Origin of the sequence: Mesorhizobium sp. M1423 (assembly GCF_040317575.1) — a bacterium.
Lineage (GTDB): Bacteria > Pseudomonadota > Alphaproteobacteria > Rhizobiales > Rhizobiaceae > Mesorhizobium.
In genome coordinates, this window is the sequence record NZ_JAMYKU010000009.1 from 33,191 (window position 1) to 59,083 (window position 25,893).

Annotated in this window: 26 protein-coding genes; 12 read left to right on the top strand and 14 right to left on the bottom strand. The window is 63.1% G+C overall.

Annotated elements, in window-relative coordinates:
- Positions 1-197 precede the first annotated feature (197 nt).
- Positions 198-1,088 (top strand): SH3 domain-containing protein, encoded by an 891-nt coding sequence (locus tag NKG95_RS13400; RefSeq protein ID WP_353041059.1) that lies wholly within the window; start codon positions 198-200, stop codon positions 1,086-1,088.
- A gap of 240 nt (positions 1,089-1,328) precedes the next feature.
- The gene (gene carB / locus NKG95_RS13405) at positions 1,329-4,832 is read left to right on the top strand and encodes a carbamoyl-phosphate synthase large subunit (RefSeq protein WP_353041061.1); all 3,504 of its coding nucleotides are present in this window, start codon (positions 1,329-1,331) and stop codon (positions 4,830-4,832) included.
- A gap of 118 nt (positions 4,833-4,950) precedes the next feature.
- On the opposite strand, the gene NKG95_RS13410 is transcribed toward carB, so the two are convergent.
- The 6 genes from NKG95_RS13410 to NKG95_RS13435 all read right to left on the bottom strand — a co-directional run bounded on the left by NKG95_RS13410 (position 4,951) and on the right by NKG95_RS13435 (position 9,583).
- Positions 4,951-6,105, bottom strand: a complete 1,155-nt coding sequence (locus NKG95_RS13410; RefSeq protein WP_051409674.1) for a branched-chain amino acid ABC transporter substrate-binding protein — start codon at positions 6,103-6,105, stop codon at positions 4,951-4,953.
- 151 nt (positions 6,106-6,256) lie between these two features.
- Positions 6,257-6,721 (bottom strand): DUF6644 family protein, encoded by a 465-nt coding sequence (locus tag NKG95_RS13415; protein ID WP_352859263.1) that lies wholly within the window; start codon positions 6,719-6,721, stop codon positions 6,257-6,259.
- On the bottom strand, positions 6,722-7,105 hold the full coding sequence (locus tag NKG95_RS13420; RefSeq protein ID WP_353041063.1) for a DUF6152 family protein: 384 nt from the start codon (positions 7,103-7,105) through the stop codon (positions 6,722-6,724).
- A 123-nt stretch (positions 7,106-7,228) separates the two neighbouring features.
- Positions 7,229-7,972 carry a DUF899 family protein gene (locus tag NKG95_RS13425; protein WP_353041065.1) on the bottom strand — a complete coding sequence of 248 codons (744 nt, stop codon included), beginning with the start codon at positions 7,970-7,972 and terminating at the stop codon, positions 7,229-7,231.
- 353 nt (positions 7,973-8,325) lie between these two features.
- Entirely contained in the window at positions 8,326-8,814 is a 489-nt protein-coding gene (locus NKG95_RS13430) for a GNAT family N-acetyltransferase (protein WP_353041067.1), read from the bottom strand.
- The gene (locus NKG95_RS13435) at positions 8,807-9,583 is read right to left on the bottom strand and encodes a transglycosylase SLT domain-containing protein (RefSeq protein ID WP_352918395.1); all 777 of its coding nucleotides are present in this window, start codon (positions 9,581-9,583) and stop codon (positions 8,807-8,809) included. The genes NKG95_RS13430 and NKG95_RS13435 overlap by 8 nt, the downstream gene beginning before the upstream one ends.
- 206 nt (positions 9,584-9,789) lie before the next feature.
- Between NKG95_RS13435 and NKG95_RS13440 the strand changes: the two genes are divergently transcribed.
- A complete protein-coding gene (locus tag NKG95_RS13440; RefSeq protein WP_353041069.1) occupies positions 9,790-10,359 on the top strand; it encodes a methylated-DNA--[protein]-cysteine S-methyltransferase in 570 nt (189 codons plus the stop codon).
- A 47-nt stretch (positions 10,360-10,406) separates the two neighbouring features.
- Here the strand turns inward: NKG95_RS13440 and NKG95_RS13445 are convergent, their stop codons facing one another.
- A complete protein-coding gene (locus NKG95_RS13445; RefSeq protein WP_023719370.1) occupies positions 10,407-10,733 on the bottom strand; it encodes a hypothetical protein in 327 nt (108 codons plus the stop codon).
- A 300-nt stretch (positions 10,734-11,033) separates the two neighbouring features.
- Between NKG95_RS13445 and NKG95_RS13450 the strand changes: the two genes are divergently transcribed.
- From NKG95_RS13450 to NKG95_RS13460, 3 genes are all read left to right on the top strand, one after another.
- A complete protein-coding gene (locus tag NKG95_RS13450; RefSeq protein ID WP_023678332.1) occupies positions 11,034-11,246 on the top strand; it encodes a cold-shock protein in 213 nt (70 codons plus the stop codon).
- Positions 11,247-11,523: 277 nt separating this feature from the next.
- The gene (locus NKG95_RS13455) at positions 11,524-11,724 is read left to right on the top strand and encodes a hypothetical protein (RefSeq protein WP_352495012.1); all 201 of its coding nucleotides are present in this window, start codon (positions 11,524-11,526) and stop codon (positions 11,722-11,724) included.
- The gene (locus NKG95_RS13460; RefSeq protein WP_023719372.1) at positions 11,721-11,975 is read left to right on the top strand and encodes a type II toxin-antitoxin system RelE family toxin; all 255 of its coding nucleotides are present in this window, start codon (positions 11,721-11,723) and stop codon (positions 11,973-11,975) included. The genes NKG95_RS13455 and NKG95_RS13460 overlap by 4 nt, the downstream gene beginning before the upstream one ends.
- An 87-nt stretch (positions 11,976-12,062) precedes the next feature.
- Here the strand turns inward: NKG95_RS13460 and NKG95_RS13465 are convergent, their stop codons facing one another.
- From NKG95_RS13465 to NKG95_RS13475, 3 genes are all read right to left on the bottom strand, one after another.
- Positions 12,063-12,671: a glutathione S-transferase family protein gene (locus NKG95_RS13465; RefSeq protein WP_353041071.1), complete on the bottom strand. Its 609-nt coding sequence runs from the start codon at positions 12,669-12,671 to the stop codon at positions 12,063-12,065.
- A 288-nt stretch (positions 12,672-12,959) separates the two neighbouring features.
- Positions 12,960-13,814, bottom strand: coding sequence for an EAL domain-containing protein (locus NKG95_RS13470; RefSeq protein ID WP_353041073.1), 855 nt, complete (start codon positions 13,812-13,814; stop codon positions 12,960-12,962).
- The gene (locus tag NKG95_RS13475) at positions 13,811-14,704 is read right to left on the bottom strand and encodes an EAL domain-containing protein (RefSeq protein WP_023719375.1); all 894 of its coding nucleotides are present in this window, start codon (positions 14,702-14,704) and stop codon (positions 13,811-13,813) included. The genes NKG95_RS13470 and NKG95_RS13475 overlap by 4 nt, the downstream gene beginning before the upstream one ends.
- Before the next feature lie 215 nt (positions 14,705-14,919).
- Here NKG95_RS13475 and NKG95_RS13480 point away from each other — a divergent pair, with 215 nt between their 5' ends.
- Positions 14,920-16,122, top strand: coding sequence for a pyridoxal phosphate-dependent aminotransferase (locus NKG95_RS13480; RefSeq protein ID WP_023719377.1), 1,203 nt, complete (start codon positions 14,920-14,922; stop codon positions 16,120-16,122).
- Between the two features lie 6 nt (positions 16,123-16,128).
- On the opposite strand, the gene NKG95_RS13485 is transcribed toward NKG95_RS13480, so the two are convergent.
- Together NKG95_RS13485 and NKG95_RS13490 are read right to left on the bottom strand one after the other, a co-directional pair.
- Positions 16,129-16,524 (bottom strand): (R)-mandelonitrile lyase, encoded by a 396-nt coding sequence (locus tag NKG95_RS13485; RefSeq protein ID WP_023719378.1) that lies wholly within the window; start codon positions 16,522-16,524, stop codon positions 16,129-16,131.
- Between the two features lie 44 nt (positions 16,525-16,568).
- Positions 16,569-17,162, bottom strand: a complete 594-nt coding sequence (locus NKG95_RS13490) for a methyltransferase family protein (RefSeq protein ID WP_245278596.1) — start codon at positions 17,160-17,162, stop codon at positions 16,569-16,571.
- Between the two features lie 144 nt (positions 17,163-17,306).
- Between NKG95_RS13490 and NKG95_RS13495 the strand changes: the two genes are divergently transcribed.
- From NKG95_RS13495 to NKG95_RS13505, 3 genes are all read left to right on the top strand, one after another.
- On the top strand, positions 17,307-18,173 hold the full coding sequence (locus NKG95_RS13495) for an alpha/beta fold hydrolase (protein WP_353041075.1): 867 nt from the start codon (positions 17,307-17,309) through the stop codon (positions 18,171-18,173).
- Between the two features lie 165 nt (positions 18,174-18,338).
- Positions 18,339-20,390, top strand: a complete 2,052-nt coding sequence (locus NKG95_RS13500) for an elongation factor G (protein WP_353041077.1) — start codon at positions 18,339-18,341, stop codon at positions 20,388-20,390.
- 909 nt (positions 20,391-21,299) lie between these two features.
- Positions 21,300-21,797: a methyltransferase family protein gene (locus NKG95_RS13505; RefSeq protein ID WP_352815484.1), complete on the top strand. Its 498-nt coding sequence runs from the start codon at positions 21,300-21,302 to the stop codon at positions 21,795-21,797.
- Between the two features lie 138 nt (positions 21,798-21,935).
- On the opposite strand, the gene NKG95_RS13510 is transcribed toward NKG95_RS13505, so the two are convergent.
- The gene (locus NKG95_RS13510) at positions 21,936-22,832 is read right to left on the bottom strand and encodes a LysR family transcriptional regulator (protein ID WP_023719100.1); all 897 of its coding nucleotides are present in this window, start codon (positions 22,830-22,832) and stop codon (positions 21,936-21,938) included.
- Between the two features lie 97 nt (positions 22,833-22,929).
- Positions 22,930-23,904, bottom strand: coding sequence for a thioredoxin-disulfide reductase (gene trxB, locus NKG95_RS13515; RefSeq protein WP_023719101.1), 975 nt, complete (start codon positions 23,902-23,904; stop codon positions 22,930-22,932).
- A gap of 267 nt (positions 23,905-24,171) precedes the next feature.
- Between trxB and NKG95_RS13520 the strand changes: the two genes are divergently transcribed.
- Positions 24,172-24,648 carry an Lrp/AsnC family transcriptional regulator gene (locus tag NKG95_RS13520; RefSeq protein ID WP_352815480.1) on the top strand — a complete coding sequence of 159 codons (477 nt, stop codon included), beginning with the start codon at positions 24,172-24,174 and terminating at the stop codon, positions 24,646-24,648.
- A 210-nt stretch (positions 24,649-24,858) separates the two neighbouring features.
- Positions 24,859-25,755: a DMT family transporter gene (locus NKG95_RS13525; RefSeq protein WP_352815537.1), complete on the top strand. Its 897-nt coding sequence runs from the start codon at positions 24,859-24,861 to the stop codon at positions 25,753-25,755.
- The last annotated feature ends 138 nt before the right edge of the window (positions 25,756-25,893 follow it).

Sequence of the window (25,893 nt, forward strand, 5' to 3'; positions counted from 1 at the left end):
CGGCTTTCAGCTCACGGAAGTGGCTTGCTCCGCGATTCAACACGCGGCACCTTACTCATTTTCGGGCTTACACAGCGCCGCCTCGTCGCCTATAAAAACCGGCTGGCGTGCGATGGCGCTTCCGTGCCTGGCCACGCCTTCGCAATGCAACCTACCGCCCATGGCAGATGATTAGGCGCACAGTAACACTCCCGACGATGCTGCTTGCGGTGATTGCCGCTCCGCTGATGCTGGCGGGGTTGCCGGCGAAGGGCCAGGAGCCGGAGCCCATCATCTCGATTGTAACGGGTCTCGCTCCGGGTGATCTCCTGAACGTGCGCGCCACGGCATCGGCCATGGGCAAGATCGAGGCGCGGCTGCCGATTGGTTCGAGCGTCAAAAATCTCGGCTGCGGCGACGTCAGCGGCCATCGGTGGTGCAAGGTTGAAGACATTGACGACCCCAAGCTGAGCGGATGGGCGCCCGCGCGCTACCTCGACCCTATCAATCCCCAGCAAGTGACACCCCAGGCGGCGGCCAATACGGAGAGCCCTGCCTCTCAACCGCTGCCCGATCTGACAACGCGCCTCGGCGCGACCGCTCCCGAAACGGAGCTGAACTCCGCTGACGCAATCGGCAGGGTGGCGATCGAGGATGCTTACCGCCTGGCCCTGGCCGCTGGAAACCCCTCGACCGGACAGGTTGATGGATCGGCGCCCGCGGCAATGGGTCCCGTCCAAAATTTCGGCGCGGCCAACGCGGCGCCTCCGCCCGACGCACAGACCGTTGCGCGGCTTCAGCCGCCGGGGACACCGGTCCCTGGTGCTGGCAACGCCATCCCTTGCGCGCGCTATCTCGGCCAGCCGATGACCAACTGCAAGGCGGCGGTCGTGCGCACCGGCGACAAGACCGACGTGACCGTGACATGGCCCGATGGCGGCACGCGCATCATCAGCTTCAAGGCCGGCAAGCCGGCCGGCTCAAACGGGCCCGGCGAATTCCGCTTCACCCGCGAAGGCAGCCTGAACATGATCCGCATCGGTGCTTCCGAGCGGTTCGAGATCACGGATCAGTTGGCTGGGTTAGGGAATAAGGCAGTAGGGCAGTAGGGCAGTATGTTTAAAAGGGCGCTCGAACCTCTGCCTACTCCCCTACTGCCCTACTGCCCTACTGCCCTACTGCCCTACTGCCCTACTCCCCTACTCCCCTACTCGCATTTTAGGGGGTTACATCCGGCAAAACTCTCCCCTATAAGGCCCTCCTAGCCTGATACCAGAATCGCGAGCACAACCGGCCGGGTCATCCCGTCCGGCTTTTTGTGCAAGCCGCCCGCCGAACGGACCCTCGACATGCCAAGACGCACCGACATCAAGTCGATCCTGATCATCGGGGCCGGCCCCATCGTCATCGGCCAGGCCTGCGAGTTCGACTATTCCGGCACCCAGGCCTGCAAGGCGCTGAAGGAAGAGGGTTTTCGCGTCATCCTGGTCAACTCCAATCCGGCCACCATCATGACCGATCCGGAGCTGGCCGACGCCACCTATATCGAGCCGATCACGCCGGAAGTTGTGGCCAAGATCATCGCCAAGGAGCGGCCGGACGCGCTGCTGCCGACCATGGGCGGCCAGACCGCGCTCAACACCGCTCTGTCGCTGCGCCGCATGGGCGTGCTCGACCGCTATAATGTCGAGATGATCGGCGCCGACGCCACGGCCATCGACAAGGCCGAGGACCGCGCTTTGTTTCGCGAGGCGATGAACAAGATCGGCCTGGAAACGCCGAAGTCGATGCTGGCCAACGCCACCGACGTCAAGAACGCCGACCGCAAGACGCACGAGGCCGAGCGCGCCGCGCTGAAGGCCGAGAAGCCCGAAAACCTCGACGCCGCGCTCGACGCGCTGGAGACCAGCTGGAACCTCGGCGAAGGCGACCGCAAGCAGCGCTACATCAGCCACGGCATGGCGATTGCAGCACAAGCGCTCGACCATGTCGGCCTGCCCGCCATCATTCGCCCGTCCTTCACCATGGGCGGCACCGGCGGCGGCATCGCCTACAACCGCGCCGAATTCTACGAGATCGTCCAGTCCGGCCTCGACGCCTCGCCGACCACCGAAGTGCTGATCGAGGAGAGCGTGCTCGGCTGGAAGGAGTATGAGATGGAGGTCGTCCGCGACAAGGCCGACAATTGCATCATCATCTGCTCGATCGAGAATATCGACCCGATGGGCGTGCATACGGGAGACTCGATCACCGTCGCCCCGGCGCTGACGCTGACCGATAAGGAATACCAGATGATGCGCAACGCCTCGATCGCGGTGCTGCGCGAGATCGGCGTCGAGACCGGCGGCTCCAACGTCCAGTTCGCCGTCAACCCGGCCGACGGCCGCCTGGTAGTCATCGAGATGAACCCGCGCGTCTCGCGCTCGTCCGCACTTGCCTCCAAGGCGACCGGTTTTCCGATCGCCAAGATCGCCGCCAAGCTCGCCGTCGGCTACACGCTGGATGAGCTCGAGAACGACATCACCGGCGGCGCCACGCCGGCCTCGTTCGAGCCGAGCATCGACTATGTCGTGACCAAGATTCCGCGCTTTGCCTTCGAGAAATTCCCCGGCGCCGAGCCGGTGCTGACCACCTCGATGAAGTCGGTCGGCGAGGTCATGGCCATCGGCCGCACTTTCCAGGAATCGCTGCAAAAGGCTTTGCGCGGGCTGGAAACCGGGCTGACCGGTCTGGACGAGATCGAGATCCCGGGCATCGGCCACGGGAACGCGCCGGCCAGCCATGTCGATGACCGCAACGCTATCCGCGCCGCTCTGGGCACGCCAACGCCCGACCGGCTGCGCATGGTGGCGCAGGCGATCCGCATGGGCACCTCGCTGGAAGACGTGCACGCAATGTGCAAGATCGACCCGTGGTTCCTCGAACAGATCGCCGGCATCCTCGACATGGAAGCTCGCATCCGCGAGCACGGCATCCCGCAGGACGCCGCCAATCTGCGCATGCTGAAGGCGATGGGTTTCTCCGACGCCCGCCTCGCGTCGCTGGTCAGGAAAGACGTCGAAGAAATCCAGAAGATTCGCGACAAGCTCGACGTTCATCCGGTTTACAAGCGCATCGACACTTGCGCCGCCGAGTTTGCCTCGCCCACCGCCTACATGTACTCGACCTACGAAGTGCCCTTTGCCGGCGCGCTCGCCAACGAGGCGCAGGTCTCGTCGCGCAAAAAGGTCGTCATTCTCGGCGGCGGCCCCAACCGCATCGGCCAGGGCATCGAGTTCGACTATTGCTGCTGCCATGCCGCCTTTGCGCTGCGCGACGCCGGCTTCGAGGCGATCATGGTCAACTGCAATCCCGAGACCGTGTCGACCGACTACGACACTTCCGACCGGCTCTATTTCGAGCCGCTGACGCCGGAGGACGTCTTGGAGATTCTGCGCGCCGAACAGGCCTCGGGCGAACTCGTCGGCGTCATCGTCCAGTTCGGCGGCCAGACGCCGCTCAAGCTCGCCGATGCGCTGGAGAAGGCTGGCATCCCGATCCTCGGCACCTCGCCCGACATGATCGATCTGGCCGAGGACCGCGACCGCTTCCAGAAGCTCTTGCACAAGCTCGGCCTCAGCCAGCCGAAGAATGGCATCGCCTATTCGGTCGAGCAGGCCCGCCTCGTCGCTGGCGAGCTTGGCTTCCCGCTGGTGGTGCGCCCGTCCTATGTGCTCGGCGGCCGCGCCATGCAGATCATCCACGACGAGAGCATGCTGCAATCCTATCTGCTCGACACCGTGCCCGGCCTGGTTCCGGAGGACATCAAGCAGAAATACCCCAACGACAAGACCGGCCAGATCAACACGCTGCTCGGCAAGAACCCGCTGCTGTTCGACACCTATCTGTCGGGCGCCATCGAGGTCGATGTCGATTGCCTCTGCGACGGCAGGTCGACCTACGTCTCCGGCATATTGGAGCACATCGAGGAGGCCGGCATCCATTCGGGCGACTCGGCCTGCTCGCTGCCGGTGCATTCGCTGCCTTCGGAGCTCGTCGACGAACTCGAGCGCCAGACGGCGGCCCTTGCCCGCGCGCTCAATGTCGGCGGACTGATGAACGTGCAATATGCGATCAAGGACGGCACCGTCTATGTGCTGGAGGTCAACCCGCGCGCCTCGCGCACCGTGCCTTTCGTCGCCAAGACCATCGGACGGCCCATTGCGAAAATTGCTGCCCGCATCATGGCCGGCGAGAGCCTGGAAGACGCCTTCGCGCATTACGGCGCCATGCCCGACCCGCGCAATCCCGGCCATATCGCCGTCAAGGAAGCGGTGTTCCCCTTCGCCCGCTTCCCCGGCGTCGACATCCTGCTCGGCCCGGAAATGCGCTCGACCGGCGAGGTCATGGGCCTCGACCGCGACTTCGCTTTGGCCTTCGCCAAGAGCCAGCTAGGCGCCGGCGTCGACCTGCCGCGCTCCGGCACGCTGTTCGTCTCGGTGCGCGACGAGGACAAGAAAGGCATCCTGCCGGCGGTCAAGCGGCTCGCCGGCCAGGGCTTCAAGGTGCTCGCCACCTCTGGCACCGCCCGCTTCCTCGCCGAAAACGGCGTCGCCGCCGAGAAAATCAACAAGGTTCTGGAAGGCCGCCCGCACATCGAGGACGCCATCCGCAACCGCCAGGTGCAGATCGTCTTCAACACCACGGACGGCCAGAAGGCGGTATCGGATTCGAAATCGCTGCGCCGCGCAACGCTGATGCAGAAAGTGCCGTACTACACGACGCTGTCGGGTGCAGCTGCGGTGGCGGAGGCGATTGCGGCGCTGCGGGCGGGAAGCCTCGAGGTGAGACCGCTGCAGGAGTATTTTGCCTAGGGCGATTAGCCAATCTCCCTCCTTGTGGGGGAGATGGCCGGCAGGCCAGAGGGGGGCGCTGTCCCGCCGGCGCTTGTGAACCTGCCACTATCCGCTCAGCGCTGATACCGACAAACGATTAATCCGCCGCATCCAGCATGAAACGGCGGTCGGCTTGCTTCCTCCAAACATACATCCTCACGTCACGCTCACGCCGATCGCCTTTTGCATCGAACGTCAGATCGCCAACCACGGTAGGGATCGGCTGGCCTGATCTTATGGAAGCGGCAACAGCCCTTGGTGCCTGGACTCCAGCCATTTTGATACCATTGGCGATCACTTGAACAGCCGCGTAAGTCTTCAACGTATAGGCTTCCGGCTCGAAACCTTGCGATCGAAAGCGCCTGACGACGTCCTGTGCGGCTGGGTTATCACGGTCCTCGAATGAAAACATGATCAGGGTGCCTTCAACTGCCGGCCCCGCTATTGCCGACAGATCTTTGACCATAGCCCCGTCCCCGGAAATGAACTGGACTTTCAATCCGGCCTCGCTGGTTTCCCGAATAAGCCGCCCGAAATCATCGGCGAGCCCCGCGAAAAAGACCGCTCCGATCTTTGCGGCCTCGATCTTGGCGACGAGTCTGGAGAAGTTGGCTTGTCCAGGCTCAATCCTACTGAACAGCTTTTCGGGTCGGCGCTTGGCCAACAATGCCTTTCTCGCTTTTGCGGCTAAGCCATCGCCATAGGGTGTGCCGTCGCTCACAATCGCCAGATTTCTTGCGGAAAAGTGTCCTGCCATATACTCGCCAGCAAATGTGCCCTGCACATCGTCTCGTCCCGCCGTACGGATGGTGTTCCATAGCTTGGCGTCGGTGAGTGCAGGATTCGTCGATGCCGGACTCACCATCAACGTGTTGTTCTTCGCGTAGATGATCGAAGCCGGGATTGAAGCGCCGGAATTGTAGTGGCCAATGACGAAGCGAACACCGCCTTTTGCCAGCTTCCTAGCGACGGAAATTGCCGCGTCCGGCCTGCCCTCGTCATCAAGAAATGTGAGTGTTATCTTCCGCCCACCGATGCCGCCCTCACCGTTGATATCGTCCGCTGCCAGTTGGGCACCACGCCGCATCTCCTCGCCATAGACGGCCCAATCTCCGGTCATCGGCCCGACCACCGCCATAGGGATGTCGGATGATTCCGCGACGGCAAGGCGGGGTGCAATTGTCGCCAGCAAGGCAAACACCGCCAATCCAAGCAAGCGCAAAAGGACAAATCTCTTCGGCAATTTGCTCAATGACTCACCCTCCGTATCCCCGGGCGAGATCTGAGGAGGAATTCACTTGAAACACAAGCAGAAACTGCCGCTTTTCTCTAGGCACCATATGATCCCAGCGCGTAAATAAAAACAGCTCAGCCGCCTGCTTGTCCCACCCCGATCAGTTGGACTAGCCGAGAAACCCAATAAACCGCCCCGCAAACAGCACGGACGTCCACAGCATCAGCGAAAGCACAGCCAGCACGGTCGTGGCCCCACCAGCCGGCTCGTCACCGCCTTTTGCGCGGCGCATGAAGACGAGGAAATTGGCGCCGGCAAGCAGGATGAGCGCCATCTTGGCGAGGAAAACCGGCATCGCCACATATTCGCTCGCCCTGACTGAAAACAGCAGCGACCCCGTGACCAGCGCACCGCCGAACGCGCCCAATGCGGTGCGGCGCAGCAGCGCCACGAACGCCGGCTGCGGCAGCGAGCGGAAGGCGCCCAGGATCCTGAGGTCCATGAGCCAGACGCTGGTCAGCAGCGCGCCGATCGACATGATGTGCAGCGCATTGACGATTGGGTAGGCGACGAAAGAGGCCTTCAGTCCCCGCACAAGCGCGAGTTGCTCGATGCCGGCGAAAAACCCGTCCATTCAGGCCGGCGGCAAGCGGTCGGGATAGACATCATAGGTCTTGCCGCCGACGATGATGCGGACTGCCTTCATGCGCTTTTCGCTCTCGTCGCGCGAGCGATGGCCGATCGCCGTCACCTCGTCGCCGACCTTGGCAACACCTTCCGTGAAGCCGGCAGCGATCGTGCGGGAGGGCGGAGCCATCTCCACCCGCCAGACCGCTCCCTCCGCGTCGACGTCCAGCGTGGCGTGCGGGTTGCCGATATAGATGGCCGTGATCTTGCCTTTGAGTTCGAAAAACTCGTCCTGGGTCCACGACCAGCCGTGATGGGCATAGGCTGCGCTGCCGGCGGCAAGAATCACCGCCGCTGCCAGCGTGACGCCCCCGTTTAAAGGTGACTGCATCGCTCGTCTCCTCGGTTCGGCATTCGAGAGTCGGTCATGGCGCGGCAACGTCAAATCACATAAGGCCCTTGGTATCGGGAGGATTTCGATTCCCGATACGCCAATCGGAGATATCCTTGCCACTCAGTGGCAGCACCTCTCCCCATACTGCAGCTGCTCGTGCCAGTCCGCCCTGCCCTCCGGCGTGAAATCCATCAGGTTCCACAGGATCTCGCAGGTGCCGATGGCGCGCGGGTCCTGGCCGGGTTCGGGCGGCGCGAAGCCGAGCTCGGAACTCCAGAAGTGGCGGATGCCGTCGCCGTCGCGGTGGAACACCGAAAGCACCGGAAGCTGCGCGCCGTCCTCGGCCTCGGCGTGATAGTCGCGCTTGAAGCTGTTGCCGGCCGAGGAGACCAGCCGCATGTTCGTCCAGCCGCGGTCACGGCCAAGCGTCAGCAGGTTTTCAAGCGCGGTCTTGGCCACGACAGCGAAATTGTAGCCGGCAGCCTCGAGATGGCCAATGGCGCCGTCGAACTGGTCGAGCAGCGCCGTGCAGGATGGGCACGGCTGGTCCTGTCTCGGCAGCTTCGCCGTGCCGCCGCTGGTCGCCACGTCGCGCGTCTCCTGCGGATGGCGCGGAAACATCATCGAATAGACGATCAGCGTGTCCTTGCCGGGCGCAAACAGCTCCGACAGTTTTATACGGGCCGGCTTGCCGTCGGCGCCAAGCCCGTCGAAGACATAATCCTGCGGCACCAGCCCGCCGGGCGGCAGCGTGCGCCGCGCGACGGCGACGTCCTCCATGGCACGGCGCAGCTCGATTTCCTTCTGCAGCAGCTTGTCGCGGGCGGCGCGATATTCCTGGGATTCATTGGGAAAGCTGATCATCGTCATCTCCATCTGCCGGGGCGGCGCGTGGCGGGAGGCGCCTTGCCTCCCAAGGACGCATCGCCAAAGACGGTTCCGACATTTTTTGCTGCGCCGTTGCCGCTCACTCTTGCCCATTCCGGGCGCTGGCGCCGCCCCTCATTGCCCTGCCGGGCATTTCTCCCCGTATAGTGACGGGGAGAAAGGTGCCTTCGCCGACGGTTTCGCCAATCTCCGGGGTGGCAGAGGGCGTGCCGGCGTTGCGGCCAGCCCCTTCTACCCGTCACTATACGGGGAGAAGGTGGCGGCAGCCGGATGAGGGGCAGCGCCGACTTCGCCAAATGGCGATCAGCTTCGCTGAGGCAAACCTATGCTCACCCCGCCCAATCCACCTCGACCATTCCCAGCCGCTGATAAAGCCGCACCGCGGCCGCGTTCTCGACAGTGTTGGTCTTGAGATCGACATGCGCGGCGCCCCTTGCCTGAAACACCGCGAAGGCGTGCCGCATTAGCGCCTCGGCAATGCCCTTGCCGCGCGCCTCGGGATGGACGGCAAGGTCCTTGACGAAAGCCCGCGTCCAGCAGAGTGCCGCGCCCGCCAGCCGGCCCTTGCGGTCGATGACCAGGAAACACAAAGCGGGATCGAATTCGGCGTCGCCCGAAATGCGCGGCCACCATTCGTCGAACGGCCCGTCGGCGCCGTCGTCGAACACCGCGGTCAACAGCGCATGCAGAGCAAGCGCATCGGCGGCTTCGAAGCCGCGCATGAAAAAACCTTCTGGCCAGCGCGGCGCCAGAAGCGTGTCGTCGAGGACCTTGCGCAGTCTTATTTCGTTTGGCGCCGGCGGACGCGGCTCAGGCATCGGGCTGCATGCGGCGGCGCAGGCGGTCGCTGCCGAGGCCGGTTTCGCCCAGCATCCCCCTGCGTTTGGCGTCGTAATAATAGCCGCTCTGGTAGAGCCGGTCGGCGCGCTTGGGGTTGCCGCCTGAGACCAGCCAGGCGCCGCGCAGATATTTCACCGCATATTTCAGATTGGTCTCGGCGTCGAACAGGCCGCTCGCCGGCCCGTTATAGCCCATGCCGCGCGCCGTCGCGTGCTTGATCTGCATCAGCCCCCAATGGCCGCGATTGTAGGCTTTCGGGTTGAAGGTGCTCTCGCGGTTGACGACGCTGCGCACCAGATCGACCGGCACCTGGTAAAGCGCGGAATATTTCTCGATCAGCCGCTCGATCTCGCTGCGGCCGCCGGCGTTCGACTGGCCCTCTGCCAGGTCGGTCGCGGCCAGAGCGGCCGGGTTCTGCGGCACGGTGTACGAAACCGGCTGAACGCCGGGCATGGCGGCGGTCTGTTCGGTGACCGGCATGGCGACAGCGGCCGTTGCGATGGCTGGCTGGGCATCGGCCGTCATGACGGCTGGCGCAGAAGCCGCCAGCGGCGGCGGCCCGGCAAAGGCGGCGGCCGGCTCGACCGGCAGCGCTGCCGTCTGGGTGAGGCCGGACGGTTCCGGCAGGACCGAAACCGTGTCGGGCAGCGCCAGCGTGAAGCCGGCATCGGTGTTGGCAGAGTTTTCCGTGAAGGCGGGCGCCGAGGTCACCGGCGAAGTCGAGGTGCAACCGCTGAGAGCGGCCACGGCCAACACCGCCGCAAGGACGGGAAAGAGGAATTTTGCTGGCAAGCGGCGCTCGGGTCCGGTTCGTCGGGTGTTAAGAAGTCCTTACACCAGCATCTTTCCCCCGGCAATCCGCGGGAGACGGTGGTTTTCGGGTGGCGAGCCGGGCCGGGAAATGCGATATTGTTCTGGATTTGTACTTCGAAGGATTCCGGAAGGAGCACGCCATGAATGCATCTCATGCCACCGCCGGCCACGCGGTCTTCGAAACCGTGCTCGGCTTCATGGGCATAGCCTGGAGCGATGCAGGGCTGACCCGGCTCTGCCTGCCGCAGCGCAATCGCGACGCGGTGGAGCGCCGGCTGCTGCGCCATGCCGCCGCCGACCAGGCAGCCAAGCCCGAGCCGCAATGGGTTACGGAGCTGATCGCCTCGATCAAGGCCTATGCCGCCGGCGAGGATATCGATTTCTCCGGCGTGCCGGTCGATCTCAGCGGCGTCGACGAGTTCCGCCTGGCGATTTATGGCGCGGCGCGAAAGCTCGCCTTCGGCGAAACCACCACCTATGGCGAACTGGCCAAACGCGCTGGCCATGCCGGGCTCGCGCGTGAGACGGGCGCGGCGCTCGGCGCCAACCCGGTGCCGCTGGTCATCCCTTGCCATCGCATCCTTGCCGCCGGTGGCAAGATCGGCGGATTTTCCGCGCCCGGCGGCTCGGCCACCAAGGAAAAGATGTTGGCCATGGAAGGCGTGCGGGTTGGCCCGCCGCCGCCCGCGCAGGTGTCGTTCGGGTTTTAGGTATGTCGATATTCAGGTGAGGCCGACACCCTGCACGCCAACCGCCCCTAATCCGGAAGCAGGCGCCGGCGGAAGCGCCGATCGATCTCCACCCGCTTGCATTTGTAGACGGTGCAGGAATTCGTGTCGGCACTCGGCACCGAGGCCCGCGCCCTGACCTCGCCGATGTCGCAAAATTGCTGGCTCCGCACATAGCGGTCGTAGAGCGCCAGCCCCGGCACGCGCGCCGATCTGTAGCGCAGGATAACCGCACCCTCGCGCGCGATCGTCGCCTGCACCTTGCCGCAGCTCATGCGGGTCGGGTCGTAGCGCGAGACCGCCTGCGCCTCGGCGGCCACCAGCGTCAGGCAAGCGGCAAGCAGAACGATTTTCATGGCCCTCTCCCCCAAAACCCGGTCGCGCCCGAAGCCGGCGCGGTCCTCCCGCGTCAGGCGCGCAACGACGACGCTCTCACGCGATTGGGGCGGCCGTTGGGCAGCGTTGCCGCCGCGCCATTTTCCGCCCCGTCTTGTTTTTCGCGCGAAAGCATATTATATGCCGTCCATTGATATTTCGGCCGATCGATCCGGGCCTCGCGATATTCGCGTTTGCTGACGTTCTATCTCCAAAATCTCGATACAAACCGGCTGGGTTTCGGTCCAGTCAAACTAAAGCAAACGTAAAGGACTATCGAAATGGCAACAGGTACGGTCAAGTGGTTTAATTCCACCAAGGGTTTCGGCTTCATCCAGCCTGACAGCGGCGGTGCGGACGTTTTCGTTCACATCTCCGCAGTCGAGCGTGCTGGACTGTCGACCTTGGTCGAAGGCCAGAAGATCAACTTCGAGATCGAGCAGGACCGCCGCACTGGCAAGTCGTCCGCTGGATCTCTGAGCAAGGCAGCCTGATTTTGCGAATGGTGCCCCCCCGGCGATAGCCCGGGGCGCGCGGCAAGTCACGGATGTACTGGCGGTCGCGCGAGAAGCGCGCCGGAGCGAAAGACCCCGACAAGTCGAAGCAGCAGATTGCTGCCGGCCCGGCCAAAACGCTCCCGATCAGGCTACCAAGCATGGGAAGGCGGGATTTTGTCCCGCCTTTTTGCTGTCTGGATTCCGATGAACCACCGCCTTGGTCCTGTGGGACCACTTTGTGGTGTTTTTACCCCGGTCATGGTACCATCGACCCATGAGCAAGCTTGAACAGATTGAGAAATCCGTCGCCGAACTAAGCCCCGAAGAGCTCAAGGCGTTCGCCGCATGGTTCGAGGCGCTGCAGGCCGACATGTGGGACCAGCAGTTTGAAGGCGATGCCAAGGCCGGCAGGCTGGACAGGCTTGCCGAGCAGGCCTTGGCTGATCATCGCGCCGGCCGGACTCGGCCTCTGTGAAGCATTTTGCCACTCCCTCGTTTTGGGAGGCTTACGCAAAACTGCCCTCGTTGATCAAAGCAAAGGCGAACAGACGTTTCGCCAAACTGAATTCTGGGCCGTTCCACCCGTCGTTGCTTTTCAAACAGGTCGGGCGCTGTTGGTCGGCGCGGGTTGATGTCAATTACCGCGCCGTAGCTGTTCGCGACCACGATGACGTGGTCTGGTTCTGGATAGGCACCCATTCCGAATATGATCGCCTGCTGAAATAGCCGCGCGACCATTCACGCCACGGGCCGAAAGCCACAAGCGCGACGTCCGGAGCGAGCCGCGAAGCGGCGACAAGCGTGAGCACAGAACTAAGGCAACCACTCCAGCGGCACATGCCCCGGGTCGGCCTCGACCCGTTGCAGCCAGGCAGCGACCGCCGGATAGGCGTCGAGCTGAAAGCCGCCCGTCTCGGCCGTATGCGTATAGGCATAGAGCGCAATGTCGGCGACGCTGAGCGCATTGCCGGCGAAGAAGCTGCTCCCGGCCAGGTGCTTGTCCATGACGCCGAGCGCCTTGTTGCCGTGCTCCAGCGTCAGCGCCAGCCGCTCGGGCGTCGCGTCCTTGGCTCTTTCAGGGAAGGTCAGCAGCGCTCTGCGCACGGCGATATAAGGCTCGTGGCTGTATTGCTCGAAGAACAGCCACTGATAGGCCAGCGCGCGTTCGTATCTGTCCGCCGGCAGGAACCGCGTGCCTTCGGCGAGGTAGAGCAGGATGGCATTGGATTCGGCCAGCCGGCGGCCGTCGTCGAGTTCGAGCAGCGGCACCATGGCGTTCGGGTTTTTCGCGACATAGTCGGGCTTGCGCGTGTCGCCGGCATGCGAGCTGACCTCGACATTGGTGAAAGCGATGCCGAGCTTGGCCATCAACAGGCGCGGCTTGTAGCAATTGCCGCTGTCGATCATTCCATAGAGTATCATCGGTGCTCCCCCTTGCTCGCAACCACCCGTCTCCGGGCTTGATCCAGCCTCTATCGCGGCAGCGGCGGCTTCATCCAGTGATTTGTTTTGGCGTAACCATCAGCGCCGCTGATGCATTTCAGGATATATCGAGATTCAAGTCAGGCCGAGCCGGAGTCGAAGACGGGCGCGAAGCGACCAGACTGGTGGGTTCCGAGAACCGGAGCGGAGCGTACTTTGGGTACGTGAGCACCGGAAGCGCAGGAAACCGCCGTTCGCAGGCCGGCATCACTTGAATCTCGACATATCCTAGCCGAACAAAGGGATGACGTTGCTATCCCTGCCAAGCAGTCTGTCGCTCGACAGCGGCTCCTCATCGAACATCGTACCGGCCAGCGCCGGCCGGGCAAGATAAAAGCCCTGCAGCAGGTCGACGCCGCCATCCAGCGCGACGCGCAGATGCGTGGCGTTCTCGATGCCTTCGACCAGCACCTTGGCGCCACGGTCGTGCAGCGTCGAAACCAACGGCCGGAAAAACCGCTCGGCGGCGGCATGGCGGCAGAATTCGGCGAACCAGGTGCCGTCGATCTTGACGATGTCGGGCTGCACCAGCGCGACCCTTTCTTCCGTCGAATGCCCGGTGCCGAAATCGTCGATGGCGATACGGACGCCGTCGCGCCGCATCTCGCGCGCCAGGCTGACAAGCACCTTGTCGCCGGCAGCCTGCTCGGTGATCTCGCAGACCAGCATGCCGGGATGCAGGCCGAAATCCGCCAGATGCCTGGTCATCAGCCTGATTTCGGCCAGCGCCCGTGCGGGGTCATCGTTGATCAGCGGATTGTAGTTGAAGAACAGGTCGAGCCCGTCGACGCCGATGTTGCGGAAGTTGCGCAAATGCAGCACCCGACATATGGTTTCGACAAATAGCCGATCCGCTGCCGGCAGGCCTTCGAAGAACATTTGCGGCGCCACCGGCCTGCCTGCACGATGCGGCTCGATCAGTCCCTCGACCGCGACGGCGGCGAGAAATCTGCCGCGCGGCGCGAAGACCGGCTGGTAGGCGCTCCTCAGCCGGAATGCGCCGTAGACGCCATATTCGATGCCGACCTCGTCGGCAAAGATCGCTTCGCCGACCTTGCGCCGCATATCGGCTTGCCCGGTCACGATGCCACCCTGCGGCCAAAGGGCCGCATCGGCCGTCGCGATGGCGGAACCGCCGCAGGCACCTTCTCCGCATCGGCCGACACCGCGGCCGCCTGCCCGCTCGTGTCGAAGACGCGGAAGCTGGTCGGCGCGAGCTCAGGGCGTGCCAGCACGTAGCCCTGCACCATCGAGGCGCCCGACTTTTCGGCAAGCTCGAGCTGCCAGCCCGTCTCGATGCCCTCGAACACCGTACGGATGCCTTGCTCTTCGAAGCTGGTCACCATGGCGGTCAGCAAGGCGAAGCCGGCACCGGATTCCATCAGCGTCATGATCCAGTCGGCATCGAACTTGACGATGTCCGGCCTGAGTTCCTTGATGCGATTGATGTCGGATTCGTCGGCGCCGTAATCGTCGACGGCAATGCGCAAACCGTTGCCCCTGAGCGCCTCGACGAAATTGTAGAGCGTTTCCTGCGACGCCGATTTCTGCTCGGTGACCTCGCAGACGACGCGGCGCGGATCGATGTCGGCCTCGTGCAGCACCAGCCGCATGTCGCGCAGCGCCTTGTCGGCGATGCCGCGATCGGTGAACACCGACGGATCGAAATTGATGAAGATGGAGGCGTCTCGCGGCAGGCAGGCGCCGGCGTTCAGAAGGTGCAGCGTCCGTGTCAGCGCCTCGATATGCAGGCGGTCGACCGCCGGACAGCTGTTGAAGAAACTCATCGGCTGCTGCGGCTCGCCGTCGCGGAACGGCCGGATCAGCCCTTCGAAGGCGACGACGGAAAGCTTGCCCTTGTTGAAGGCGAAGATCGGCTGGAAAGCGCTTTGCAGCGTATAGAGCCCCCAGACACCGCTGGCGGTGCCGTCATCATGGCGGATGATATGGGCAAGCTCGATGCTGCGCGTCACGGTTCCTCGCTGTACGAGACTGGCAGACCGGCCACGGTCCTGCCGTTCAAGCTTTTACCGATCGTTGATGAATTTATTGTTGCCAGCATTGCGCGTTGGCTCATTCGACAATGCCTGCGCTGGGCTTGCGCCGGGGCTTGCGCTTGACCAGATGATGCGACATGAGAGGCGCCGCGGCGCCTTCGCCGCGCCGGTGCTTTCTGGAGATATCTCTCATGGCCTTTCTTGCCGACGCCCTTTCCCGCGTAAAGCCTTCCGCGACCATCGCGGTGACGCAGAAAGCGCGCGAGCTGAAAAACGCCGGCCGGGACGTGATCGGGCTGGGCGCCGGCGAACCGGACTTCGACACCCCCGACAACATCAAGAACGCCGCAATCGAGGCGATCCGCCGCGGCGAGACGAAATATCCGCCGGTCTCCGGCATCGTGCCGCTGCGCGAAGCAATCGCGAAAAAGTTCAAGCGTGAGAACAATCTCGACTACCGAACGGAGCAGACCATCGTCGGCACCGGCGGCAAGCAGATCCTGTTCAACGCCTTCATGGCGACACTGAACCCCGGCGACGAGGTGATCATCCCGCGGCCCTATTGGGTGAGCTATCCCGAAATGGTAGCGATCTGCGGCGGCACCTCGGCCTTTGTCGAGACCTCGATCGACAACGGCTTCAAGCTGACGGCGGCCGTGCTGGAGAAGGCGATCACGCCGCGCACCAAATGGCTGTTGATGAACTCGCCGTCCAACCCCTCGGGCGCCGCCTATACCGAAGCGGAGCTCAAGAGCCTGGCCGACGTGCTGTTGAAGCACCCGCATGTCTGGGTGCTGACCGACGACATGTACGAGCATCTGACCTATGGCGACTTCGTCTTCAAGACGATCGCCGAGGTCGAGCCTAAGCTTTATGAGCGCACGCTGACCATGAACGGCGTGTCGAAGGCCTATGCCATGACCGGCTGGCGCATCGGCTATGCGGCAGGCCCGGTGCCGCTGATCAAGGCGATGGACATGATCCAGGGCCAGCAGACCTCCGGCGCCTGCACCATCGCCCAATGGGCGGCGGTCGAAGCGCTGAACGGGCCGCAGGATTTCATCCCGAAGAACAAGGCGATCTTCCAGGGCCGGCGCGATCTCGTCGTCTCGATGCTCAACCAGGCGCGCGGCATCACCTGCCCGTCGCCGGAGGGTGCTTTCTACGTCTATCCCTCCTGTGCCCAGCTGATCGGCAAGAAGACCAAGAGCGGCAAGGTGATCGACAGCGACGAAACCTTCTGCTCGGAACTGCTCGAGGCCGAGGGCGTGGCGGTTGTTTTCGGCTCGGCCTTTGGCCTCGGCCCGAACTTCCGCATCTCCTACGCCACATCGGAGACACTGCTCGAAGAGGCCTGCACGCGCATCCAGCGCTTTACTGCCTCGCTGGCCTGAGACGTTTCAGCCGCCATACTGCTCGTCGCTGACCTTCTCCAGCCAGTCGACATGCAAGCCGTCGAGCGCCTCCTGCATGGCGATGTGGGTCATCGCCGATTTGGCCGCGGCGCCGTGCCAGTGCTTTTCGCCGGCCGCAAAGGAGACGACGTCGCCGGCCCTGATCTCCTGGATCGGCCCGCCCCAGCTTTGCGCGAGGCCGGCACCGGACGTGACATAGAGCGTCTGGCCGAGCGGATGCGTGTGCCAGTGGGTGCGGGCGCCGGGCTCGAAGCTGACCAGCGTGGCCCTGAGCCGCGCCGGCGCCTCTTTCTCGATGATCGGCGTCTGCAAAACCCGGCCGGTGAAATATGTCTCCGGCGCAACGATCGTCGGCACGCTGCCGCAGGCAATGATCTTCATCGTCGCAATCCTCGATTTGATTCCTCGGTGTGCGGACTTAGACCCTACCACTTTCGTCCGATGCCGGCTGCATGTCCTGCCCGGCTACGGGCAAGGCGAGGCCAGAACAGGCCGGTGCGCGTGCGGTAGGCGTTGTAGGCATCGGCCAGCCTTGTCCGCGAAAATTTTCGCTCTTCGTCCAAGGCCGCGATCACATAGATCGTAACGATGCCGGCGACCGGCACCACCGCCCACACCGACCAGGTCGCGATGCCCCATCCGATCCAGAAGATGATGTAGGACGTGTAGAACGGATGGCGGACATGGAGATAAGGGCCTTCGGTCACCAGGCTGTCGGGATTGTCAGGATCGAACGCGAAACGCAGCCGCGCCTTGCGTGAGACCGAGATCGCCCACCAGAAAAGCGCCGAGCTTGCCAGTTCGATGGCGAGCCCGACGATCTTCGCTGCAACCGGCTGCCGCTCGATCCACAGCAGTGCAAGAAAGAACAGCGCCGTGCCGACCACGACGGCCGAAATGATCATGGCGCCTTGAGACATGCTCGATGACTGGAAATGCGCGCGCATCGACCAGGCATATTGGCCGAGCGTGGCGATGCTGCTGATCGAGAGGAGAAGGTCGAGTGTGGATTCCATCATCAGGGTCCCGGGGTTAGCTGTGGTGGATTCGCTGCATCATACTCGGCAGAAACCGAGAAATCATTTCTTAACCACCGTTCTAAACAACATGGTGACCTCGGCATGCGATGTTGACCTCGAGACAATCCGAAGGTCCAACCAGCTATGGCCGTTTCCCACCGCACGATCCGCACGCCGCAAGCGGATTTGCGCCTCAGCCAGTCGTCGGGACCAGGCATCCCGCTTGTCCTGATCCACGGCTCGGGCAGTTCGCGCGCCGTATTCGCCCGCCAGTTCGACAGCCCGTTGGCCGCTGCCCATCGATTGATTGCTTTCGACCTGCCCGGCCATGGCGAATCGTCTGACGCCCGCGATCCGGCGACGGACTACACCATCGCCGGCCTTGCCCAGTCGGCGGCTCAACTCGTCGATGCCTTGGGGATCGGCCGCGCCGTCGTCTTCGGCTGGTCGCTTGGCGGGCACGTGGCAATCGAGCTCGCGAGTTTCCACCGCGCCGTCGGCGGGCTGATGCTAACCGGCGCGCCGCCGGTATCCAAGGGCCCTTTCGGCATGCTGCGCGGCTTCCATGCGCATTGGGACATGCTGCTGGCGTCCAAAAAGACGTATTCCGAACGCGATGCCGAGCGCTTCGAAACGCTCTGCTTCGGCGACACCGCCGACCCGTCCTTCCGCAAAACCATCCTGCGCACCGACGGCCGGCTGCGCGCCGCGGTGACGCGCGGCATGCTCACCGGCAAGGGCGCCGACCAGCGACAGGTGGTCGAGCAAGCCGCATTTCCGGTCGCCATCGTCAATGGCGAGAACGATCCGTTCGTCCGGCTCGGCTATTTTGAGACGCTCGCCTACGGCTCGCTGTGGGAGCATTGCCAAATCGTCCCCGGCGCCGGGCATGCGCCTTTCTGGGAACGTGCGGACCTGTTCAATCCGCTGCTCGCGCGCTTTGCCGAGACGGTGGCAGTGCAGCGCGTGGACGCAACCCCGCTGGCGTCGCGCCTAGCCGGCACCGGCTGAACCCGAACGTCAACTTCAAATCCCTTCAACTTCAAATCCCTTGCCCTCCCGGCCTGCCCGTGGGACGATGCCCTTTGGGTAGGTGGCAAATTGAAAAAAGCCTCGCCCGCGACGGCCGACAGGCCGGCCGCCGCTCACAGGGAAACGCCTGAGTGGAGGTCAGCCATGGGTACTCGCGCCGGAGGACGACGCACGGGACCGAAATGCATTGCCATAGTCGGTCCCTTCGCAAGCGGTAAGACGACACTTCTCGAAGCCATACTCGCCCGTACAGGCGCCATTCCCCGCCAAAATCCCGTTTCGTCGGGAAATACCGTTTCCGATCATTCGCCCGAGGCGCGTGCCCATGCGATGAGCGTCGAGGCGACCTTCGCTACCACCGAATTCATGGGCGAGCCGTTCACCTTCGTCGATTGTCCCGGTTCCATCGAATTCTCCTTCGAAGCCGAGCCGGTGCTGGCCGCCTGCGACGTCGCCGTGGTCGTCGCCGAAGCCGACGAGAAGAAGATTCCTGCCCTGCAGCTGATCATGCGCAAGCTCGATGATCTCGGCGTGCCGCGCATCCTGTTCCTGAACAAGGTCGACAAGGCGATAGCAGGCGTGCGCGACACGCTGAAGATGCTCCAGCCTGCAAGCTCGGTGCCTCTGCTGCTGCGCCAGATCCCGCTGCGCAAGGACGGCGTCGTCATCGGCTCGATCGATCTTGCTCTGGAGCGAGCCTACATCTACCGCGAATATGCCGAGAGCGAGGTCGCGCAGATCCCGAGCGACGACAAGGCGCGCGAGCTCGAGGCGCGCTTTTCCATGCTGGAGACGCTCGCCGACCATGACGACCGGCTGATGGAGCAATTGCTGGACGAGATCGAACCGCCAAAGGATGCCATCTTCGACGATCTTGCCGCCGACCTGCGCGACGGCATAGTGACGCCGGTGCTGATCGGCACCGCCGAGAAGGGCAATGGCGTGCTGCGCCTGTTGAAGACAATCCGTCACGACGCACCCGACATCGAGGCGACGCGCCAGCGTCTCGGCGCGCCCGATGGCAACGCCACCATGGTCCAGGTGATGAAGACCGTCCACACCGCGCATGGCGGCAAGCTATCGGTGTCGCGCATCCTGTCCGGCCAGGTCGCCGACGCCGCCGAGCTGTTCCTTTCCAATGGCGAAACGGCAAAGGTCTCCGGCATCTACAAGATGCTCGGCAAGGACCAGATCAAGCTGACTTCGGCCAAGGCCGGCGACACGGTCGCGCTCGGCAAGCTCGACGCCGTCAGGACCGGCCAGACGCTGAGCTCGACCAAGGGCGGCATCAAGCCGCTGGTCACGCTGGCGCCGCCGCAACCGGTCTTCGCCTTCGCGCTGCGGCCGAAAGAGCGCAAGGACGAGGTCAAGATGTCGGCGGCCATCCAGCGCCTGGCCGAGGAAGATCCCTCGCTCAACCTGCATCACAACCAGGATTCGGCCGAAACCGTGCTGTCCGGCCATGGCGAGATGCATCTGCGCGTCGTGCGCGAGCGGCTGGAAGGCAAGAACCAGATCCCGGTCGAAGGCCATGTGCCGGCCGTGCCCTACCGCGAGACGATCCGCAAAGCGACGCAGCAGCGCGGCCGCCACAAGAAGCAATCGGGTGGCCACGGCCAGTTCGGCGACGTGGTGATCGAGATCAAACCGCTGCCGCGCGGGTCAGGCTTCCAGTTCACCGATACGATCACCGGCGGCGTCGTGCCGAAGACCTACATCCAGTCGGTCGAGACCGGCGTGCGCGATTACCTGAAATCCGGGCCGCTCGGCTTCCCGGTCGTCGATGTTGCCGTCAACCTTTCCGACGGCTCCTACCATGCGGTCGATTCCTCCGATATGGCCTTCCAGATGGCGGCGAAGCTGGCGATGAAGGAAGGCATGGCCGCGTGCTCGCCGGTGCTGCTCGAACCGGTGATGAAGGTCGAGATCGTCACGCCGTCGGATGCGACGTCCAAGATCATCGCGCTGATCCCGCAGCGGCGCGGCCAGATCCTCGGCTACGACGCGCGGCCTGATTGGCCGGGATGGGACGTTGTCGAGGCGACCATGCCGCAGGCCGAGATCGGCGACCTCATCATCGAGCTGCGCTCGGCCACTGCGGGTGTCGCCAGCTACCGGGCCGTCTTCGACCACATGGCCGAACTCACCGGCCGGCTGGCCGACGAAGCGCTGAACGCCAACGGCAAGGCCGCCTGAAACGGCAGCTTGCGGCCAGAACACAAGGAAGCACACAAGGAAACGGCGCCCGGATCATACGGGCGCCGTTTGGTTGCGGACCGTGTTAGTGGGAGGCGAAACGGCAGGTCCGCCGCATGCTTGCCGCCGATGCGTGGCGGCGGAAGAAGGTTCGGACGCGGTAGCTGCCTGAGCCCGGTCGTCCGAGTGATGCCCCCATCCCCCGGACGAGCCACACCGCGTCCTATGTTCTGCTTAATCGATTTGGCGCGCCCGCGGCATGTTACCCGAGGTTACATGTCACTGTTACGCGACCGTTCCGGCCAATTTTCTGGCGATGTGTTGGTTTCGGGCAACAAAAAAGCCGGATCAATGAAGACCCGGCTGAGTTTGATTGGAAGTGCCTGTTAAGGCTAACCTCCAGAGGGGAACACTCGAGAGCGCTAATGGGAGGAGAACGCGCTCAGGAGATGATCTATATATGTGCTCTTCATGCCCAAGAAACAAGCATCTATTTTGCAACACACACATGCAAAAAGGCGCCGGCTGTGGTCTAATCCGTCCCGAAGCGCAATAGGACCAGTTGAATCGCTGAAATGCGGCGTGCGGCAAGGCAAAAATCGATCTGCAGCCGCGAATCAGCAGCGATTCTTGCTCCGAAAGTCGAAAAACACAGGATGACGTGGAATCGTGCAGCACGCGTTTGTTTTTTCGGCAGCCAGACCTTGCTGGTGCATGTTGCCTAAAATCCCGCCTCGGACTTGACCCGAGGGTGCAGCGGTTTGTGATGCATGAATAAGAACAAGACCTGAGGAGCGTTGCAGGAAACCGTTCAAGGGCGCGCCTTAGAGCATGATCCCGGTCGAACAGGAAGATAGAGCCCATCCCGATTTCATCGGGATGGAACAGGCTCTAGGTAAGGAGACCTCCATGCGGCCCGCTTCGGCGATCGCCGGCAGCGTCATCTTCCTTGCTGTAGCGCCCGGCGTGGTCGCCGGACTGCTGCCTTGGCTGCTGACCGACCGCTATCGCCTGCCCTGGTCGAGACTGCCCGGTTTCGTTCTTGTGGGCTGGCTGCTGGTTATCGCCGGCACAGCCATACTGCTGCACGCCTTTGCCCGTTTTGCCCTGGAGGGCCTGGGTACGCCAGCCCCGGTCGCGCCGACCGAAAGGCTGGTGGTCGGCGGCATCTACCGCCATGTGCGCAACCCGATGTATGTCGCTGTGCTGTCGATCATCCTCGGCCAGGCACTGCTGTTTTCGAGCTGGGCGGTCGCCGCCTATCTAGTCATCGCCGCGGCCGCCATGATCTCCTTCGTGAAACTATATGAGGAACCGACGCTTGCCCGCCGCTACGGCGCCGAATACGAAGCCTACCGCTGCGCCGTGCCCGGTTGGCTGCCCCGCCTGACGCCTTGGCGCGGGTAATTTCTGGACGCCGACAATTAGCGAAACCGGCGATACGGCCCCCTTCTCCCCGTCACTATACGGGGAGAATGACGCTTTCACCGAAGCTTTCGCCAATCGCCGGCGCTGCTCGGAAAAGTCGACGAGCTGCACTAGAAACTAAAACGACCAGCTGCGCGCCTTGGCGATGATGAAATCGCGGAAGACATGCAGCTTCGCCTGGTTCTTCATCGCGTCGGGATAGGCGAAATAGGTGTCGAAGGACGGCACCTCGGTCTCGGGCAGCAACTGCACCAGCCCGGAATCCTTGCTGACCACGTAATCCGGCAGCATGGCGATGCCGGCGCCGCCCTGCACCGCCCGTTTGATCGACAGGATGTCATTGATCTGCAGCGTCGGCACCCTTTGCCCGCCTTCGAAATCGCCGACCGTTTCCAGCCAGTTCAGTTCCGACAAATGCGCCGGCACCGGCACGCCGAAGGTGACGATGCGATGGGCCTTCAGCTCGGCGATCGAATTCGGCTTGCCGTATTTGTTCACATAGGAGGGCGCCGCGTAGAGATGGAAATGCACGGTGAACAGGCGGCGCTGGATGAGGTCGGGCTGCTGCGGCTGGCGCAGCCGGATGGCGCAATCGGCCTGGCGCATTGTGAGGTCGAGCTCCTCATTGGCGAGGATAAGCTGCAGGCTGACCTCGGGATAGAGCTCGATGAATTCCTGCACGCGCTCGGTCAGCCAGCCGGCGCCGAGGCCGACCGTGGTCGTCACCCTGAGCACGCCGGAGGGCCGGTCCTTGGTCTCGGTCAGCCGCGACTTGATGGTTTCGAGCTTCATCAGCACGTCGTGCGCCGTGCGGAACAGCATCTCGCCCTGTTCGGTCAGAACCAGGCCGCGGGCGTGGCGATTGAACAGCGGCACGCCGACGTCATGCTCGAGCGCGCTGACCTGCCGCGAGATCGCCGATTGCGACAAATGCAGTGTTTCCGCGGCATGGGTGAACGACCCCGCTTCTGCTGCGGCGTGAAACACGCGTAGCTTGTCCCAATCCAACGCCATGATTTCCCCTCGTCCTGTTTTCTGGCGTCCGCCTGTTTTGGCGTCTGAATGAAAAATCAGGCTTTTGCGCGGCTTTTCTCAGCCGCTTATTCAACAATCACTCCGCCGCTTCGCGGTGAACCTCGATCCCCGCCAGATATTTTTCCGCCTCGAGCGCGGCCATGCAGCCAAGCCCGGCCGCCGTCACCGCCTGGCGGTAGATATCGTCGGTCACGTCGCCGGCGGCGAACACGCCCGGCATGTCGGTGCGGGTCGAATCCGGTGCCGTCCACAGATAACCGTTCGGCTTCTGCTTCAGCTTGCCGGCAAACAGCTCGACCGCCGGTGCGTGGCCGATCGCCACAAACACGCCGTCGACCACGAGATGCATCTCCTGCCCGGTCACCACATTGCGCAGCTTCAGCCCTTCGACCGAAGGCGGCATCGGCGCCTTGCCGGGCCGGCCAGTGATCTCGTCGACGACCGTATCCCAGATGACGCGGACATTGTCCTTCTGCAGCAGCCGCTCGCGCAGGATGCGCTCGGCGCGGAAATCGCTGCGCCTGTGGATGACGGTGACGCTCTTGGCCAGGTTGGAGAGATAGAGCGCTTCCTCCACCGCCGAATTGCCGCCGCCGATCACCGCGACATCCTTGCCGCGATAGAAGAAGCCGTCGCAGGTGGCGCAGGCCGAGACGCCAAAGCCCATGAAGGTGTGTTCGCTCGGGATGCCCAGCCACTTCGCCTGCGCGCCGGTGGCGATGATCAGCGCGTCGGCGGTATAGGTCGTACCGGAATCGCCCTTGGCGCGGAACGGCCGCACATTGAGGTCGACCTCGGTGATGATGTCGTTGACGATGTCGGTGCCGACATGCTCGGCCTGCTTGAGCATTTCGCTCATCAGCCATGGGCCCTGGATCGGGTCGGCGAAGCCCGGATAGTTTTCGACATCGGTGGTGATCATCAGTTGCCCGCCCTGCTGCAGGCCGGCGACCAGCATTGGCTTGAGCATGGCGCGGGCGGCATAGATCGCCGCCGTATAGCCGGCAGGGCCGGAGCCGATGATGAGAACAGGCGCGTGCTTGGTGATCATGAAAAGCCTCTGCGGGGGAGCAGCCATGGATTGTGGCATGAACTCTCGTCGATTGTTGCGCGTAATGTAAGTGTTGCCTGCGACGCCAGCAAGGCAAGTTGCCGTTCGTCCCCGGAAAGCTTCAGCGCCGGCGACGGCGACAAGCAACCCGCAGCAAGATGATGCGAAAATCCTCGATCCAGCGGATGGAATAGACAGCAAAGTCGTTTAACTACAAAGTCGCGAAAGATTCTTTCGCGTCACCATGGAAGCCGCACGGAAGCCACCATGCCGATCAAGGCCGATCTCGATGCCATCGACTGGAAGATCCTGCGCGAGCTTCAGCAGGACGGGCGCATGACCAATGTCGAGCTGTCGAGCCGGGTCGGCATTTCGGCGCCGCCGTGCCTGCGCCGGGTCCGGCGGCTGGAAGAGGCCGGCATCATCCGCGGCTACCGCGCTCTGCTCAACGCGCCGGCGCTCGGCCTCGACGTCGTCGCCTTCTGCCTGATCGGCCTGCATCACCAGGCCGACGCCGAGCTCAAGACCTTCGCCGAGCGCACCCGCGGCTGGCCGATCGTGCGCGATGCCTGGATGGTGTCGGGCGAGTCCGACTTCCTGCTGCATTGCGTGGCGAGCGACCTCGGCACCTTCCAGACCTTTGTCATCGAGGAACTGGCCTCGGCAGCCAATGTCGATACGGTGCGAACCGCGCTGACCATCCGCCGGGTCAAGGATGAAGGGCTAGTGGCGTTCAACGCCTGATCGGGACCGCAGCAACGGAAGCTTTGATATTCGACAATAGGAATTCTAAAACACTTTAGAATATTAATTCCAATATTAATATTCTAATAAATCTGGTCGATTTAGGCAAAACTTCCAATATAATCGCCAGTTTAATTCGTATTATCGTCTGCACTTACACTCCGAAATTAGACAGGCGAAGCGTTGAGCACGACAGCACCGACACGCTCAATGTCGGCAAGCGACTGGGGGCAGTTGCTGCTTCTGGGTTTTCTGTGGGGCGGCACCTTCTTCTTCGCGCGCATCGCGGTAGCCGAGATTCCGCCACTGGCCCTTGTCCTTTATCGGGTGTCGATCGCCGCCTTCGTCCTGCATTTATGGCTGAGGACGCGCGGCATTTCTTTCGCTCCCGCACTGGCGAGGCCCGGCCCCTTCCTGTGCCTGGCTTTGCTCAACAACGTGATTCCGTTCTCCCTGATCTTCACAGGACAAACCGAGATTGGTGCGGGTCTTGCCTCTATCTTCTATGCAACAACACCTCTGTGGACGATCCTCGTTGCAAACCTGCTGACGGCGGATGAGAAATTGTCGGCGACCAAGCTGGCGGGAGTGGGGCTCGGAATCGCCGGAGCCGCCATCATGATCGGCCCCGGGCTGCTGTCCAATCTTGGTGGCCCTGCCTGGGCGAAGCTCGCCGTGATCGGGGCGGCCATCTCATACGGCTTCGGCGTCGTCTACGCCAAGCGATTCAAGAACATGAAGCCATCGGTGGTGGCGACCGGCCAACTCACTGCCTCCACCATAGTCATGTTACCGATCGTTTTCCTTCTCTACAGTCCGGCGGCGATCGTGACGTCAAGCGTCCCCATATGGGCGGCAGTGGCTGTTCTTGCGGTCTTCACGACGGCGCTGGCATTCATCCTCTATTTCAACCTGATCGCCTCGGCCGGAGCGACAAACGCTTCCCTCGTGACGCTTCTGGTGCCTGCCAGCGCGATCCTGCTTGGCACAGTGTTTCTCGGGGAAAGGCTGGAGCCGTTCGAGTTCGCGGGGATGACATCGATCATTGCAAGCCTGCTCATCATAGATGGCCGGCTTTTTCGCCGCTGGATGACGCAAAAATCCTAAACTTCGCGACATTGGCAGAAGCCAACTAATTGTGCTCTGACCCAAGCGCCTCGGTCGATACGGTGCGAACCGCGCTGACCATCCGCCGGGTCAAGGACAAAGGGCTGGTGGCACTTTCAGCTTGAGAGACCAGGCAAA